The organism is Chitinophaga costaii (assembly GCF_900094705.1).
Classification (GTDB): Bacteria; Bacteroidota; Bacteroidia; order Chitinophagales; family Chitinophagaceae; genus Chitinophaga; species Chitinophaga costaii.
On the sequence record NZ_FMAR01000002.1, the window covers coordinates 289970 to 305728 of the forward strand.

A 15759-nucleotide genomic window follows, 5' to 3' on the forward strand; every position below is an offset into this window, starting at 1 on the left:
TTTTAAATCTTTGTTTTACAGGCATTCCATTAAATTTGCCTAATTTTCTTGGATCGAAGCTTTTATTTTTATGAGAAGAATAGTATTTACACTTGCGCTGATCGGTTGTTTCTTTTCGGCTATGGCACAAGATGGTGTTGGTGCTACGGTGGCTAAAAAGGCCCTGACCCATTCCCATGATTTCCTTTTGTTACAGCTTTCCTATGACGGATGGAGCGGCCTGCCCGCTGGTGTAAAAACTGGTTTTAACCGTGGTTTCAACGCCTATTTCATGTACGATGTGCCTTTACAGCATCACCTCTCCGTGGCCCCTGGTATTGGTTTTGGTACCAGCGGTATTTACCTGAAAGACTATCGACTGGACAACTCTACCAGCAATGTAAACACGGTTCCCAGCTTTTCGAGTTCGGATAATAATGGCCGTTTTAAGATTGCCACCACTTACCTGGACATTCCCGTGGAACTGCGTTACCGCCAGAACGAGGAAAATGCCAATAAGGGTTTCAAAGCAGCCATTGGCATCAAGGCCGGTTACCTGCTGAATGCCCATACCAAGGAGCAACTATCGGTGAATAATTCCCGAGTAATAGAAAAAGAGTCTTCCCGCCGCTATTTTAATAACTTCCGTTTTGCGGCCACTGCCCGAATTAGCCTGGGCAACATTGGGTTGTTTGGTACTTACAACCTCAATCCAATCTTCAAAAACACTTCCCAGATCGACATATCGGCATATTCTATCGGTATTTGCCTGAGTGGCCTATAATCCGGGTATGAAAATTATATAGAGGCTTTCCTGTTTTTGCGGGAAAGCTTTTTTTATGTGCTTAGGAACCGGTGAACACGGGTGTTCTTTTTTCCAGGAAAGCCTGGATGCCTGCTGCGTTGTCTTTTGTATGGCCGGCTATCTCCTGGCAATAGGCTTCATATTCCAGCACGGTTTCCAGGTTTTCGGTCATGCCTTTGGTGAGCATCTTTTTCAAGAGGGCAATGGCGGTAGTGGGTGCATTGGCATAAAACGTTGCTTCTGCGGCCACTGCTTCTACCAGGGCTTCGGGCGGCACTACTTTATTGATGAGGCCCAGTGCTTTGGCCTCCTGCGCGGAAAGTTTGGAGGCTTTGGTGGCCAGTTCAAATGCGCGGTGGTAGCCCAAAGTGCGGGGTAAAAAGTAGGAGGAGCCGGAATCCAGCACCAGGGCAATATTGATGAAGATCTCTATCATGCTGGCCGTTTCGCTGGCAATGATCACATCGCAGGCTAGGGCCAGGGAGCAGCCGGCACCGGCGGCCACGCCATTGAGCTGGCAGATAACGGGCTTTGGCAGGTCGCGGATGCCCCGGATGATAGGGTTATAACGTTTGAGCAGCGATTCGCCCAGGTTGCGCACGCCTGCTTCGCTGGCGGCCTTGAGGTCTTGCCCGCTGCAAAAGGCCTTGCCCTCGCCGGTAAGTACCAAGGCTCTTACCGTTGAATCATTGGCTGCTTGCTTCAGCGCGTCCTGAAGTTCATAGCTCATGGCGTCGTTGAACGCATTATAAGCCTCGGGACGGTGCAGGGTAATGGTGCCTACGCCGTGATGCACTTCGTATATCAGCGATGAATACATAACGTGGATTTTAGGGTCTTGCCTGGAATGGAAGGTAAGGAAAATGATGCCTGGAAAAACCGGCATGCTTTCTTGATGAGCAGGTTTTTAGGAGAAGCAGGTTAATAAATGCAAAACGGCCGGAGAAAACCTTTGGCTTTTCCGACCGCCTATTTATTTTATAGGATATCGTTTACAATGTTTCCTTCAGCCAGGAGAAAAACTCCCGCTGCCATACCAATGCATTTTGAGGATGAAGCACCCAGTGGTTTTCATCCGGGAAATATAGCAGCTTACTTTTTATGCCCTTTAGCTGGGCCGCCTGGAAGGCCTGTTGCCCCTGTTCTATAGGTACCCGGAAATCTATGCCGCCCTGTACAATCAGGATGGGCGTATTCCATTTGTTTACGTATTCGCTGGGATTAAACTTTTGCAGGTTGGCTGCATTGGCAGGGTCCCAATAAGCGCCAATATCCCAGTTGGCAAACCATAATTCTTCCGTAGTGCCGTACCAACTGCGCAGGTCAAATAGCCCATCGTGGGCGATGAATGTTTTGAACCGGTTTTCGTGCACACCGGCCAGCATGTACACGGAGTAGCCGCCGTAGCTGGCGCCAACTGCACCGAGGCGGTTTTTATCAACGTAAGGTTCTTTGGCTACATCATCGATCGCACTCAGGTAATCGCGGATGGGCTGTCCGCCCCAGTCGCGGGAAATGGCGGCATTCCATTCTACCCCATGTCCTGGCATACCACGCCGATTAGGCGCCACCACAATGTATCCCTGTGAGGCGATGAGTTGGAAATTCCAGCGGAAAGAATAAAATTGAGTGAGGGCCGATTGCGGGCCACCCTGGCAATATAATAATGTAGGATATTTTTTAGTAGCGTCAAAGTCTGGCGGATAAATGACCCAGGCTAGCAACTGTTTATTGTCTGTCGTGGTGATCCAACGTTTTACGGTGCGGCATTGACCTACGCTTTTATTAATATCGTCGTTAACCGTCGTCAATTGTTTTAAGCGGCCATTTTTCAGATCTAACGTATATAGCTCTGCGGCGTGGTTCATATCGGTGCGGGATACCACCAGTGTATTGGCAGACTGCCCTACGATGCCGGCTATATCAAAATCGCCATTGGTTACCTGACGTAGATGAGCGGCGTTAGTTTGTGCGATATTTTTTTGCAAAGCGATCTCAAACAACTGTTCCGTGCCTTTGATGGGGGCAACAAAAAATATTTTCTTGCCATCACTGCTCCATTGAATGCTGCCTACTGTGCCGTCCCAATCTTTAGTAAGATTTGTGCGCTTACCCGTAGCGCGGTCCAGCACTACGATATCGTTTTTATCGGATTCATATCCATCGTGGGCCATACTTAGCCAGGCAATATATTTACCGTCGGCGCTGAAAGCGGGGGCTATGTCGTAGCCGGGCAGGCCTGCTGCCAAATCTTTGGTCGTTTTATTGGCCAGGTTATATTCGTATATGCCGGTGTTGGTACTGGTAGCGTAGTCTTTACCGAAACTTTTTTTCGTAACGTATACAATGCTTTTGCTGTCTGGTGCCCATATCAGGTCTTCCGCGCCGCCATAGGGCATTTGCGGGCAATCGAAGGGTTCGCCTTCCAACAGGTCTATGGGTGTGCCTATTTGCCCATCGCGATATGTAGCGTAGAAAACGTGTTGGAAACTGCCGTCTTCCCAGGTATCCCAATGGCGGTAGTTCAGGTTGTCGTATATCTGCGCCGTAGTTTTAGGCAGATCTGGATAAATGTCTTTGCCATTTATTTTTTTCACTTTCACTTCGCGGGAGAAGAGGATGTACTGACCGTCTGGTGAGCGGCGGATGTTGTCCATCCCTTCTGTGACGGTGGTTTGCTGTACGGCATGGCTGCCATCGGGGTTCATTTCCCAATATTGGCCTTGCCGGCTGAAACCCGTTCTGGTGGCAGCTACGGCAATGTCGCCATTGCCTGCTTCGGGCAGTAGTTGCGTAGGCTGGCCGCCGGCCAGTGGAATGCTAAAGAGGTGTTTTTCGCCCTTATTTTGATCTTTATCATAGTGGGAAACGCTGTACAGTACCGATTTTCCGTCGGCGCTTACGGCTTCTCCGCTTACCCGGCCTAGCTGCCAGAGCAGCTCCGGTGTCATTTTCTGTTGAGCCATTGCGGTGTTGGTTATTAATATGGTGGCCAGTAGCCAATGCCTGCGCATGTTGTTGATCATTGAAATGGAAGATGAATTGACCGGCGTAAATTAATCAATTACCTGCATCGCCCATACAGGTGCGGGGGCAATGCGGGCAAATGACTAAATTTGTGGGATAAACTGAACTTACATTGATCGAAAAGAAACAAGTTGTACAGCAGGAAGAGCGGGCCGTGATGGTGGGCGTGATCACAAAAGATCAAACCGAACGCCAGTCCCAGGAGTTCCTCGATGAACTGTCCTTCCTGGCGGAGACTGCCGGCGCCACTGCTGTGAAACGCTTTACCCAACGCCTGGCCCATCCCGACCGGGCCACTTTTGTGGGCAAGGGAAAACTAGAAGAAATCAAAGCTTTTGTGCTGGGCCGCAATATTTCGCTCGTCATTTTTGATGATGAGCTTACCGGCTCGCAGATTGCCAATATTGAAAAAGTCCTCAACGTAAAAGTGATAGACCGCAGTGATCTTATCCTCGACATCTTTGCCCGCAGGGCCCGTACTGCCCAGGCCAAGGTGCAGGTAGAGCTGGCGCAGTACCAGTACATCCTGCCCCGCCTGCGCGGCATGTGGAGTCACCTGGAACGCCAGGGCGGCGGCATTGGCAGCAGGGGGCCGGGTGAAACGGAAATTGAAACAGACCGCCGTATTGTAAAAGACAAGATAGGGTTGTTGCGCAAAAAACTGGAGGAGATCGACAAGCAATCACTCACCCAACGCAAAGAGCGCGGCGAATTTATCCGCGTGGCGCTCGTTGGGTATACCAACGTGGGGAAGTCTACTATCATGAACCTGCTGAGCAAAAGCGAAGTATTTGCGGAAAATAAATTGTTCGCCACCCTGGACACCACCACCCGCAAAGTGGTATTTGACCAGACGCCTTTCCTGCTCAGCGATACGGTAGGATTTATCCGCAAACTGCCCCATCACTTGGTGGAGAGTTTTAAATCTACGCTCGACGAAGTGCGGGAAAGCGATATCCTGCTGCACGTGGTGGATATTTCACACCCGCAGTACGAAGACCAGGTAGAGGTAGTAAACCGCACTTTGCAGGAACTGAAAGCATTTGACAAGCCCACCATCATGATCTTTAACAAGATGGATCTCTACGAGCAAAACACCTTCGACGAGTGGCTGGCCGATGATATTAAACAAGACATCCTGCGCCAGTTAAAAGAAAGCTGGGAAATCCGCACACATGGCAATTGTGTATTCATTGCCGCCGTAGAAAAACGTAACGTGGAGGAGCTGCGCAAGACCATCCTAGACAAAGTAACGGAACTATACACCCAAAAATATCCTTACAAAAGCGCTTTCTTTTAATGGCTAAAGACTATAAATGGCATAAGCTGGACGACCCGATGGTGGCCCCTGGAGCAATTACCGTGCAGGATGCCGGCGGCAAGCGCATTTGCCTGACGCTGGTGGAGCAAACCTGGTTTGCTTTTGCCTACAAGTGTCCGCATGCCAGTGGCATCATGGCCGACGGCTTTATACAGCAAGGCGAAGTGGTGTGCCCTTTACATCGCTATCGCTTTGACCTGCGCAACGGGCATAACTCCAGCGGGGAAGGATATCACCTGAAAACCTATCCCGTAGAACAGCGGGAAGACGGGCTTTATGTGGGTATTGAAAAGAGTAGTTGGTTTTAGAGAATGGGTTTGCGTATTACTTAGCTTACCGGGTATAAAAAGGTAACCATTCTGCCATGGAAGCAGGGTAAATGTGTTTTCTATGGTGGATTGCTACGTTTTATCATTTCTCTGGTTAGAATTTTTATGAATGCCGCTCACGCGGTGTACTTCGCTGGGTAAGGGTTTTCTTGTATGCGGGAAAGTTTTTTTGGGAAAAGGGGAACAAAGATTTTGCAGGAATGGAAATTTTCCTATTTTTGCAATCCCAATTCAAGGGGATATTCCTCCTTAGCTCAGTTGGTTAGAGCATCTGACTGTTAATCAGAGGGTCGCTGGTTCAAGTCCAGCAGGGGGAGCACTTAACGGATGTCACCGGACATCCAAGGAATTAAAACCTGCGCTGGTCGCAGGTTTTTTTCGTTTGGGTTGATTCATCATTCCGTAGAATTCCGCTCATTTCCGCCATGTTTCTTGCAGGTTCTCTTGCACTTTTTCTGTCACTTTAGACAATCCTCAATCCAAACCCTGTTCAACAACTACTGCTTTTCGATAATCATTTTGCATCACCCAAAAAAATTAAGCAAATGGCAGTCTCAATTAAGATGAAATTTAACTATCGGCGGAAGATCAATAAAAACGTGCGGTATCCGGTCCATATTTATGTCTATTTGGATGGTCCTGGGGAGAAGTATTATCCTGTGAAGCTTCCCCAGAACCCAACTAAGGACGAATGGTCCGGGGAAGACCATTCATGGGTTAAACCGATCAGTCCATACGCTTTCCAAAGTAACAATACTATTAAAGCACTTTTGACGATGTAGAAATGGCTGCACGCATTCGCAACTATTTGGCAAAGCAACCAGGTCAGAAAAATACCTATATGAGCCCGGCCTCCGTAAAATCACTTTTTGACAAGTTTCTAAAAGTGCTCAAATATGCGGCGGAAAATGACAAACTAATAGACACGGATACTGTGGCTGAAATTATGAGGAAAGTTTTTGTGAAAGTGCCGGATAGAGAAGAAGGATTGCATTGGGATGTGATTGATATCCGGAATTTAAAGAAGCTCACTGTTGCCTCCTTGATGGAGTCAAATCAGAGATCAGCAGTTATTTATGTTGCAAATTAATGGTTGCTGGTATTACAAGGACCTTATCTATATGAGACGTCAGGATGTTCTCTATGATCATGTATTTGGAATGTATGTCACTGGAGCGCGTAGTAAAATGATGTGCCTCGCCTAGTTCCTCTTCCGGCTTGGGCTTAAGCCATTGCTGCTTGACGGTTAGATTCTTTTTCATGGGGAACATTTAGAAGTAAAGAATTTGTGAGTAGACCAACCGGCGGTACATAAAAAGAGGCGTAGGTTAGACCCTATATTCTCCGAGGGCTGCGACACCCTGATCACGAATAAGAACGCCCACGCCATAGCATGAGCGATTTACCCTATTTTATCGTGATCTTGGAAGGTCGCAGTTTCGGAGATCGAGAATAAAGCAAATGCGCTTAATATTGTAAGGCCTGCAATTTTCCTTTTTTGCTTTAAAATGTATTGTATTTCATAAATAAGCATGATTGATTAACGATTAATTATTATAGAATATACAACACTATTTATCGTTTATCCTACAATTTCCCCAATAAATAGTTAGCTATTCTGTAATAATATATTTTCATTCTATTAATTATTATAGATAAACCTAACAATTAATGACTTTATTGGGAGAATATCTGGCTCAAAAATCAGTAAATAAATCAGAGGTAGCCAGGAAAACGGGCTTATCCAGAGCAAGGTTGAATGAACTCACTCTACATGAGCGGAGCCATTTAAGAGCGGAAGAACTATATCTTATTGCATTGGCGATAGATGTTGCCCCTTGTGATCTGTTGAACGCATTGTATGGAAGTTTGAAGTTGAAGAAGAAATAGAATAGCCATATACTGACGCTCCTAATTTTTGTATGAAGATGGATTTTCAAAATAAAATCAGCTATATACAAAACAGCGTTCAACTTATAATTTGAGATATACACTTGAAATTACATAGTTCTTAAAAGTGAACCCAAAAGAATTAATAAAAGATAAAAAATGACCAGCATAGCACAAAGACAAGAATTGCAAGCTAAAATATGGAGAATAGCCAACGACGTACGTGGCTCTGTCGATGGATGGGATTTTAAACAATTTGTATTGGGTACACTCTTTTATCGCTTTATTAGTGAAAACTTTACCAATTACATTGAAGGTGGTGATGATAGCGTTAACTACGCAAATTATCCTGATAATAAAATCACTCCTGAAATAAAAGATGATGCAATTAAAACAAAAGGATACTTCATTTATCCAAGTCAACTTTTTGTGAATGTTGCCAAGACAGCTAATACCAATACAAATCTTAATACAGACCTAAAAGCCATTTTTGATGCTATTGAAAGCTCTGCAAATGGCTATCCATCCGAACCGGATATAAAAGGATTGTTTGCAGACTTTGATACAACAAGCACTCGGCTTGGAAATACCGTTGAAGCCAAAAACGGCCGTTTAGCATCTGTTCTGAAAGGTGTTGAAGAACTGAATTTTGGGAATTTTGAAGATAACCATATTGACCTTTTTGGCGATGCCTATGAGTTTTTAATTTCTAATTATGCCGCCAATGCAGGAAAATCGGGTGGTGAGTTTTTTACGCCACAACACGTTTCAAAACTCATTGCCCAATTGGCAATGCACAAGCAAGACAAAGTAAACAAGATATATGACCCTGCGGCAGGTTCAGGCTCTTTGCTTTTGCAAGCCAAAAAGCATTTCGACAATCATATTATTGAAGAAGGTTTTTATGGGCAGGAAGTAAACCACACCACGTACAACCTTGCTCGTATGAACATGTTTTTGCACAACATCAACTACGACAAGTTTAACATTGCCCTTGGCAATACACTCATTGACCCTCACTATGGAGATGAAAAACCATTTGATGCCATCGTTTCTAATCCACCATATTCTATAAAATGGATTGGTGATGATGATCCAACACTCATTAATGATGATCGATTTGCACCTGCTGGTGTATTGGCTCCTAAATCTAAAGCAGATTTTGCCTTTGTGCTTCATGCCCTAAGTTATCTTTCAAGCAAAGGACGGGCAGCTATTGTTTGTTTCCCTGGCATCTTTTACCGTGGCGGTGCAGAACAGAAAATCAGAAAGTATTTGGTGGATAACAATTTTGTAGAAACCATTATCTCTTTAGCATCAAACTTATTTTATGGTACTACTATCTCCGTAAACATACTGGTACTTTCAAAACATAAGATTGAAAATAAAATCCAGTTTATTGATGCCAGTGGTGAAGCTTTCTTTAAAAAAGCCACCAACAACAATGTGCTTGAAGATAAGCACATTGGAAGAATTATGGAACTGTTCGACAGCAAACAAGATGTAGAACATATAGCAAAATCTATTGACAACAACAAGGTTGCTGAAAACGATTATAACCTTTCCGTCAGCTCTTATATAGAGGCAAAGGACAATAAGGAGAAAGTAGATATTGTAAAATTAAATGCAGAATTATCGAAAACTGTAGAGAAGATAAATGCCTTGCGTACAAGTATTGATGAAATTATTAAAGAAATTGAAGCATGAGTTATTTAGATAAATTATTACAAGGTGCAGAAGTGGGATGGATGCCTTTGGGGGAGGTTTCCAATGTTTTACGTGGCAAAAGACTAACACGTCAAGAATTATCGCAACATGAAAAATATCCAGTTTTTCACGGTGGCATAGAGCCATTGGGATTTTATTCCAAATCTAATCGACCAGCCGATACAGTTATGATAATTAATGTAGGTGCTTCTGCTGGCACAGTTGGTTATAGTCCTGTAGCATTTTGGTCATCTGACGGTTGTTTTTGCATTGAACATTCGGAAGTTATAAACAATAAGTTTCTCTACTATTTTTTAATAGGCGAACAGCATTTCTTAAAATCAAAAGTTAGAGTTGCAGGGATACCTACCTTAGACAATTTTGTAGTTGAGAAACTCAAAATCCCAATTCCACCATTAGAAGTTCAAAAAGAAATTGTTCGTGTTCTCGACACATTTACAGAGCTTACAGCAGAGCTTAAAGCAGAGCTTACAGCTCGTAAACAACAGTACGAATATTATCGTGATAAACTGTTGAATTTCAATAACTTAAATGGGTGTGGTTATAAATGGTTAACTATGAGTGAGTTAGGAAATTATAAATTATCTTATGGCTCAGGAGCTTCCGCAATAGAATTTGACGGAGACACGAGATATATTCGCATCACTGACATTACTGAAGATGGGAATTTGACAGATGTCCCAATGTCGCCAAGTAATTTTGAGGAAAAATATTTACTGAAAGACGGTGATATTTTATTGGCTCGTAGCGGTGCAACAGTTGGAAAAAACTTTTACTTCACAGAAAAATTTGGAAAAGCAATCTATGCCGGTTATTTAATCCGTGTTCAGGTTAATAGAGAGATTGCAGTACCGAAATATATTTATCATTATCTAAATTCATGCGAATACAATCATTTTATAGCGCAAACGAAAAGTAGCGGTTCGCAACCAAACATAAATGCACAACAATACGGAAGTTTTAAAATCCCCGTCCCGTCCCTCGAAGAACAACAACGCATTGTTAACATCCTCGATAAATTCGACATACTCACCACTTCCATTAGCGAAGGTCTTCCAAAGGAAATTGAGTTAAGGAAAAAGCAGTATGAATACTACCGTGATTTATTATTAACCTTTCCTCAGAATACCATAGAATCATAAAATGGCACAGTCATTAATTGAGATAGCTCAAACGCTTAAAGATGCTGATAAAAAAGTACAGTTAATCTATGCTTTTAATGGCTCTGGCAAAACACGGCTGTCCCGTGAATTTAAAGAGTTGATAGCCCCGAAAGAACTTGATGCAGAGCAGCAAGAGGAATCAGGCACTAAAATACTTTACTATAATGCTTTCACAGAAGATTTGTTTTACTGGGATAATGATTTGGATGCCGATTCCGATAGAAAGCTAAAAATACAGCCTAATAGTTTTACATATTGGGTACTTCGAGAGCAAGGTCAAGACAGAAATATTGTTGAGAATTTCCAACAATTAACAAATGATAAATTAACCCCACAATTCAGTGAAGATTTCACTGAGGTTCGCTTTTCGTTTGAGCGGGGAAATGAAAATGATACCGAATTTGTGAAAATCTCGAAAGGCGAAGAAAGTTGTTTCATTTGGAGTGTTTTTTTTAGTTTAATTGAGCAAGTGATAAGTGTACTAAACATTGCTGAAAAAGAAATTCGTGAAACTGACCAATATAATAATCTGGATTATATTTTCATTGATGACCCGGTAAGCTCATTAGATGATACTCACCTAATTGAATTGGCTGTAAATATTGCTGAATTAATAAAGTCAAGCACTTCAGAATTAAAATTCATAATCACCACACATAATCCGTTATTCTATAATGTGCTTTTTAATGAATTTAATAGAGTCAAAAGCACGAAGAAAATGCGGTTAGAAAAATTAAACGATGGTACTTTTTCCATAGGTGAATTGGCAAGTGACTCTCCCTTTTCGTATCACTTATTTCTTTTATCAGAATTAGAAAAAGCTATACAACCACCAAGCGATATTAAAAAATTTCATTTCAATTTTCTTCGTAACATATTAGAAAAGACATCCACTTTTCTTGGATACAATAAATGGGAAGACCTTTTGCCACAGGAATCACGTGAAGCGTATTACAAACGAATTATAAATCTCTCAAGTCATTCTAAACATAATGGCGATGAAATTTCGATTGTTGAAGAAAATGATAAGAGAGTATTGGGCTTTTTAGTAGGTGAGATAAAAAGGATGTACGGATTCAAATCAATTGTAAAAAATAACGAAACAGAATAGAATGTCACAGTATAAAACCATAGCGGAATCAAAAAATTTTATTGTACTTGATAAATTTACCAAGTATTATGAGGTGAATGAAACACCTGCTGTTTATCAGACGGAGTCGGCATTGGAGCATGAATTTATTCAAGACCTAATCTATCAGGGTTATGAAAATCCTTTGAGCATAAATACACATCAAGCGATGTTGGCAAATGTAAGAACCCAACTACAATCGCTTAACGATGTAGCTTTTTCGGATGCTGAGTGGATTCGTTTTGTAGAAGAATTTTTAGATAAACCAAGTGATAGCCTTGTTGAAAAAACAAGAAAAATACACGACAACTATATCTATGATTTTGTTTTCGATGATGGTCATATCCAAAACATCTACTTAGTAGATAAAAAAAATATTGCACGTAATAAAGTGCAGGTCATTAAACAATTTGAACAAAAAGGCACACATGCCAATCGTTATGATGTTACCATATTAGTGAATGGCTTACCCCTGGTGCAAGTAGAGCTTAAAAAACGAGGAGTTGCAATACGAGAGGCTTTTAATCAGGTGCATCGTTATTCCAAAGAAAGTTTTAATAGCAGTAATTCACTTTATAAATACATACAGCTATTTGTTATATCAAATGGTACGGACAGCCGGTACTTTGCCAACACGGTAAAACGAGATAAAAACAGCTTCGACTTTACTATGAACTGGGCAAAGGCTGATAATACATTAATCAAAGACCTAAAAGACTTTACGTCAACATTTTTCCAAAAGCATACTTTATTAAATGTATTGCTTACCTATTCTGTTTTTGACACGAGTGATACACTGCTTGTTATGCGACCTTATCAGATTGCTGCAACAGAACGCATGTTATGGAAAATAAAAAGTTCTTATGAAGCAAAGAAATGGTCAACAACAGAGGGCGGTGGTTATGTTTGGCACACCACAGGTTCAGGCAAAACGCTTACCAGTTTCAAAGCAGCACGATTAGCAACTCAATTAGACTTTATTGATAAAGTATTCTTTGTAGTGGACCGTAAAGACCTGGACTTTCAAACGATGAAAGAATATCAGCGTTTCTCTCCTGATAGCGTAAATGGCTCCGATAGCACAGCAGGTTTAAAGAGAAATATTGAAAAGGAGGATAATAAGATTATTGTAACAACCATACAGAAACTAAATAACCTCATGAAAAATGAGGGCGATTTAGCCATATATCAAAAGCAGGTAGTTTTCATTTTTGATGAAGCACACCGTTCTCAGTTTGGCGAAGCGCAAAAGAATCTGAAAAAGAAGTTTAAAAAGTTCTATCAATTTGGTTTTACCGGAACACCCATTTTTCCGCAAAATGCTTTGGGTGCTGATACTACAGCAAGTGTATTTGGTAGTGAATTGCACTCATATGTAATTACCGATGCCATTAGGGACGAAAAAGTACTGAAATTTAAAGTAGATTATAATGATGTTCGTCCCCAATTTAAGAGCATTGAAACGGAAATTGATGAAAAGAAACTAAGTGCAGCAGAAAACAAAACGGCTTTGCTGCATCCTGCCCGTATTAAAGAAATATCACAATATGTTTTACAGAATTTCAAGGTAAAAACGCATAGGAACCAAGGAAGTAACAAGGGTTTTAACGCCATGTTTGCTGTAAGTAGTGTTGATGCAGCCAAATGTTATTATGAGGAATTAAACAATTTACAAAAGGATAGAGATAAACCTTTAAGGATCGCGACAATCTTTTCTTTTGCAGCCAATGAGGAACAAAGGGCAATCGGTGAAATAGTAGATGAAAGTTTTGAGCCCTCTGCAATGGATAGCAGTTCTAAAGAGTTCTTGACTAAAGCTATCAATGATTACAATGCAATGTTCAAAACCAGTTATGGAGTTGACAGCAATGAGTTTCAAAATTATTATCGTGACCTTGGAAAACGGGTAAAAAATAAAGAGGTTGACCTAATTATTGTTGTTGGAATGTTCTTAACCGGATTTGATGCTCCTACACTCAATACATTGTTTGTTGATAAGAATCTGCGTTATCATGGCTTGATTCAAGCCTTTTCACGAACAAATAGAATTTATGATGCAACAAAGACTTTTGGAAATATTATTACGTTCAGAGATTTAGAAAAAGCAACCATTGATGCTATTACGCTGTTCGGAGATAGCAATACCAGGAATGTAGTTCTTGAAAAGAGTTTCAAAGAATATTTAGAAGGCTTTACAGACATTGTTACAGGTGAAGCACGTAGAGGTTATGTGGAGGTAGTAAAAGAGTTAAATGGGAAATTCCCTAACCCTGACGAAATCGTAAAAGAGAAAGACAAAAAGGAATTTGCAAAACTATTCGGAGAGTATTTGAGAGTTGAAAACATTCTACAGAACTACGATGAGTTTAATCATCTCAAAGCATTTCAAGAAATAGATATAAATAATGCTGACGCTATTCAATCCTTTAAAAAGGAGCATTTTGTTACGGATGAGGAAATAGCCTCCATGAAGAAGATTGAATTGCTGAAAGAGCGTACTATACAGGATTATCGTTCTACTTACAATGATATACGAGACTGGTTAAGGCGTGAGAAAAGCGGGGCAGCATCTGAAGAATCTACTATAGCTTGGGATGATGTAGTCTTTGAAGTGGACTTACTCAAATCGCAAGAGATAAATCTTGATTATATTCTCGAATTAATTTTTGAGCACAACAAAAAGACAAAAGACAAAGCCTCTTTAATTGAAGAAATACGCAGGGTTATTCGTGCAAGTGTTGGTAATAGAGCAAAAGAGAGTTTGGTAGTTGATTTCATTAATGAAACTGAGCTTGATACCCTTCAGGATAAAGCAAATGTTATTGATTCATTCTTTGCATATGCTCAAAGCAAACAGAAAGCTGAAGCCTCAGAATTAATTGTAGATGAAAATTTGAATGAGGAAGAAGCAAAACGTTATATAACAACTTCTTTAAAGCGAGAATACGCAAGTGAAAACGGAACAGAACTGAATGCTCTTTTACCGAAAATGAGTCCTTTAAATCCTCAGTATTTGACAGTAAAACAAAGGGTATTTCAAAAACTAACCTCTTTCATTGAAAAGTTTAAGGGAGTAGGTGGTCAACTTTAAATAAGGACAAAGTAGAATTTGATTAATTAAATGTTTTATGATAATAACGTTTTCCCTCAAAACGCTATTGCGGCCATCAATCAGTGTTATTTAAACCTATCTCATTGCCAATTCCAGCGCCAATGACATCTGCCACTTCAGGTGATACCGTCAGAACTGGTTTGTTTTTCTTCCTATATCCGTACTCATAGTACGAATAAACCACCTAACTTAAACTTATCTAATAAATATCCTTGTGATAAACCGAGCGTTGGGACTGATTCCTTTCTATAGAGAATTACAATACTGAATTTCAATCGTCAATTAATCTTCAAGTCTTTTCCAGTTGCCGCAATCGACCTTGATACGATTGCAAATAATTACGCTTGGTGGTTTCATCCAGATAGGACGCCGACGTTAATTCCTTCACCTTATCTGTTTGGGAAAGCATAAGTTGCCTGATTGCATCGAAGGAGGCCAGTGAAATGCCGACCTGATCGGCTAATATGGAGAACTGCTGCATAATTTTCCCCTGCGCCAAACTTTTGGGGAGTAAGCCATCATCTAAGGCGAAATCCTTGTCCTTAATGTGAATCCAGCTGTTAAGCAAGTCATACGCCGGACTTAGCCGGTAATCCCCCATCGGCGTTTCGAGGAGAGAAAAATTCTTGAAATGTGCATCACCATTTGAGAATAGATAGTTGAACATAAGCAGTTTCAATAATTTGGGCGCTTCTACGGGATAAGCCGGGACGTATTTTTGCATGAGCTGAAATAACTCCAAATAGTTACCCAGATATTTATAATGTTCTCCATGTGTTTGAGGCGTGCGCCCGGCTAGAGATGCAAAATCTTCTTGCGCGAGTTTTCTATCATTTTCATCGACATCAAAACGTTTGGTTATGTACGCAGGTGCTCCATTACGGAAGAAGATCAGCGCATTCTCCGCCGTTTCGATATGATATACTTGCCGCGCAATCTGCATGGTAAGGTGTTCATTTGCGGGCATCTGGTCCGGTCGCCGGCCGGCTGCCGGAATTGGTTTCAGGATGTAACTACCTCGTTCGCCCTCGTTAATCAATCGAAGTTTGTTCTTCTCGAGTAGAACGGAGAATTTTTCTTGTACACCTGAGATGGACATGTGTTTTCTATTTTCATCAAAGAGTTCGTCCATTGCCACATTAGAGGCGGGTGAATCGTAGGGAAGAAGATGACTCACTTTACGGCCCTTGAAAACTCTGACGAGTGCCGTTCGGCTATAAGTATTGTAGCCGGGGGCCAGCGTACCGGGACAATGTTGGATATCTGGTAAACTCAT

The 15759-nt window shown here is 41.5% G+C and carries 12 protein-coding genes and 1 tRNA gene; 10 read left to right on the plus strand and 3 right to left on the minus strand.

Annotated elements, in window-relative coordinates; genetic code table 11:
- Positions 1 to 70 precede the first annotated feature (70 nt).
- The gene (locus tag GA0116948_RS04375; protein WP_089709391.1) at positions 71 to 763 is read left to right on the plus strand and encodes a porin family protein; all 693 of its coding nucleotides are present in this window, start codon (positions 71 to 73) and stop codon (positions 761 to 763) included.
- A 61-nt stretch (positions 764 to 824) separates the two neighbouring features.
- Here the strand turns inward: GA0116948_RS04375 and GA0116948_RS04380 are convergent, their stop codons facing one another.
- Positions 825 to 1604 carry an enoyl-CoA hydratase-related protein gene (locus GA0116948_RS04380; RefSeq protein ID WP_089709570.1) on the minus strand — a complete coding sequence of 260 codons (780 nt, stop codon included), beginning with the start codon at positions 1602 to 1604 and terminating at the stop codon, positions 825 to 827.
- A gap of 172 nt (positions 1605 to 1776) precedes the next feature.
- Positions 1777 to 3750 carry a S9 family peptidase gene (locus tag GA0116948_RS04385; protein WP_240619174.1) on the minus strand — a complete coding sequence of 658 codons (1974 nt, stop codon included), beginning with the start codon at positions 3748 to 3750 and terminating at the stop codon, positions 1777 to 1779.
- Between the two features lie 173 nt (positions 3751 to 3923).
- Between GA0116948_RS04385 and hflX the strand changes: the two genes are divergently transcribed.
- The 9 genes from hflX (at position 3924) to GA0116948_RS04440 (ending at position 14462) form a co-directional block, all read left to right on the plus strand.
- Positions 3924 to 5111, plus strand: coding sequence for a GTPase HflX (hflX, locus tag GA0116948_RS04390; protein WP_170876068.1), 1188 nt, complete (start codon positions 3924 to 3926; stop codon positions 5109 to 5111).
- Complete coding sequence (locus tag GA0116948_RS04395; RefSeq protein ID WP_089709392.1) at positions 5111 to 5440, plus strand: Rieske (2Fe-2S) protein; 330 nt, start codon at positions 5111 to 5113, stop codon at positions 5438 to 5440. Before hflX ends, GA0116948_RS04395 begins: the two co-directional genes overlap by 1 nt.
- A gap of 264 nt (positions 5441 to 5704) precedes the next feature.
- A tRNA-Asn gene (locus tag GA0116948_RS04400) sits at positions 5705 to 5778 on the plus strand.
- 467 nt (positions 5779 to 6245) lie between these two features.
- On the plus strand, positions 6246 to 6551 hold the full coding sequence (locus GA0116948_RS04410) for a hypothetical protein (protein ID WP_089709394.1): 306 nt from the start codon (positions 6246 to 6248) through the stop codon (positions 6549 to 6551).
- 581 nt (positions 6552 to 7132) lie between these two features.
- On the plus strand, positions 7133 to 7351 hold the full coding sequence (locus GA0116948_RS04420; protein WP_089709396.1) for a helix-turn-helix domain-containing protein: 219 nt from the start codon (positions 7133 to 7135) through the stop codon (positions 7349 to 7351).
- A gap of 159 nt (positions 7352 to 7510) precedes the next feature.
- Positions 7511 to 9058, plus strand: coding sequence for a type I restriction-modification system subunit M (locus tag GA0116948_RS04425; protein ID WP_089709397.1), 1548 nt, complete (start codon positions 7511 to 7513; stop codon positions 9056 to 9058).
- A complete protein-coding gene (locus GA0116948_RS04430) occupies positions 9055 to 10221 on the plus strand; it encodes a restriction endonuclease subunit S (RefSeq protein ID WP_089709398.1) in 1167 nt (388 codons plus the stop codon). Before GA0116948_RS04425 ends, GA0116948_RS04430 begins: the two co-directional genes overlap by 4 nt.
- Before the next feature lies 1 nt (position 10222).
- Positions 10223 to 11353 carry an AAA family ATPase gene (locus tag GA0116948_RS04435; protein WP_089709399.1) on the plus strand — a complete coding sequence of 377 codons (1131 nt, stop codon included), beginning with the start codon at positions 10223 to 10225 and terminating at the stop codon, positions 11351 to 11353.
- 1 nt (position 11354) lies between these two features.
- On the plus strand, positions 11355 to 14462 hold the full coding sequence (locus GA0116948_RS04440; RefSeq protein ID WP_089709400.1) for a type I restriction endonuclease subunit R: 3108 nt from the start codon (positions 11355 to 11357) through the stop codon (positions 14460 to 14462).
- 310 nt (positions 14463 to 14772) lie between these two features.
- Here the strand turns inward: GA0116948_RS04440 and GA0116948_RS04445 are convergent, their stop codons facing one another.
- Positions 14773 to 15759, minus strand: a complete 987-nt coding sequence (locus tag GA0116948_RS04445) for a type II toxin-antitoxin system HipA family toxin (RefSeq protein WP_089709401.1) — start codon at positions 15757 to 15759, stop codon at positions 14773 to 14775.

What these genes read in the sequence shown, in the direction of transcription:
- GA0116948_RS04375 (WP_089709391.1), top strand. Translation starts at nt 71, where the DNA reads ATGAGAAGAATAGTATTTACACTTGCGCTGATCGGTTGTTTCTTTTCG.
- GA0116948_RS04380 (WP_089709570.1), bottom strand. Translation starts at nt 1,604, where the DNA reads ATGTATTCATCGCTGATATACGAAGTGCATCACGGCGTAGGCACCATT.
- GA0116948_RS04385 (WP_240619174.1), bottom strand. Translation starts at nt 3,750, where the DNA reads ATGGCTCAACAGAAAATGACACCGGAGCTGCTCTGGCAGCTAGGCCGG.
- GA0116948_RS04395 (WP_089709392.1), top strand. Translation starts at nt 5,111, where the DNA reads ATGGCTAAAGACTATAAATGGCATAAGCTGGACGACCCGATGGTGGCC.
- GA0116948_RS04410 (WP_089709394.1), top strand. Translation starts at nt 6,246, where the DNA reads ATGGCTGCACGCATTCGCAACTATTTGGCAAAGCAACCAGGTCAGAAA.
- GA0116948_RS04420 (WP_089709396.1), top strand. Translation starts at nt 7,133, where the DNA reads ATGACTTTATTGGGAGAATATCTGGCTCAAAAATCAGTAAATAAATCA.
- GA0116948_RS04425 (WP_089709397.1), top strand. Translation starts at nt 7,511, where the DNA reads ATGACCAGCATAGCACAAAGACAAGAATTGCAAGCTAAAATATGGAGA.
- GA0116948_RS04430 (WP_089709398.1), top strand. Translation starts at nt 9,055, where the DNA reads ATGAGTTATTTAGATAAATTATTACAAGGTGCAGAAGTGGGATGGATG.
- GA0116948_RS04435 (WP_089709399.1), top strand. Translation starts at nt 10,223, where the DNA reads ATGGCACAGTCATTAATTGAGATAGCTCAAACGCTTAAAGATGCTGAT.
- GA0116948_RS04440 (WP_089709400.1), top strand. Translation starts at nt 11,355, where the DNA reads ATGTCACAGTATAAAACCATAGCGGAATCAAAAAATTTTATTGTACTT.
- GA0116948_RS04445 (WP_089709401.1), bottom strand. Translation starts at nt 15,759, where the DNA reads ATGAGTTTACCAGATATCCAACATTGTCCCGGTACGCTGGCCCCCGGC.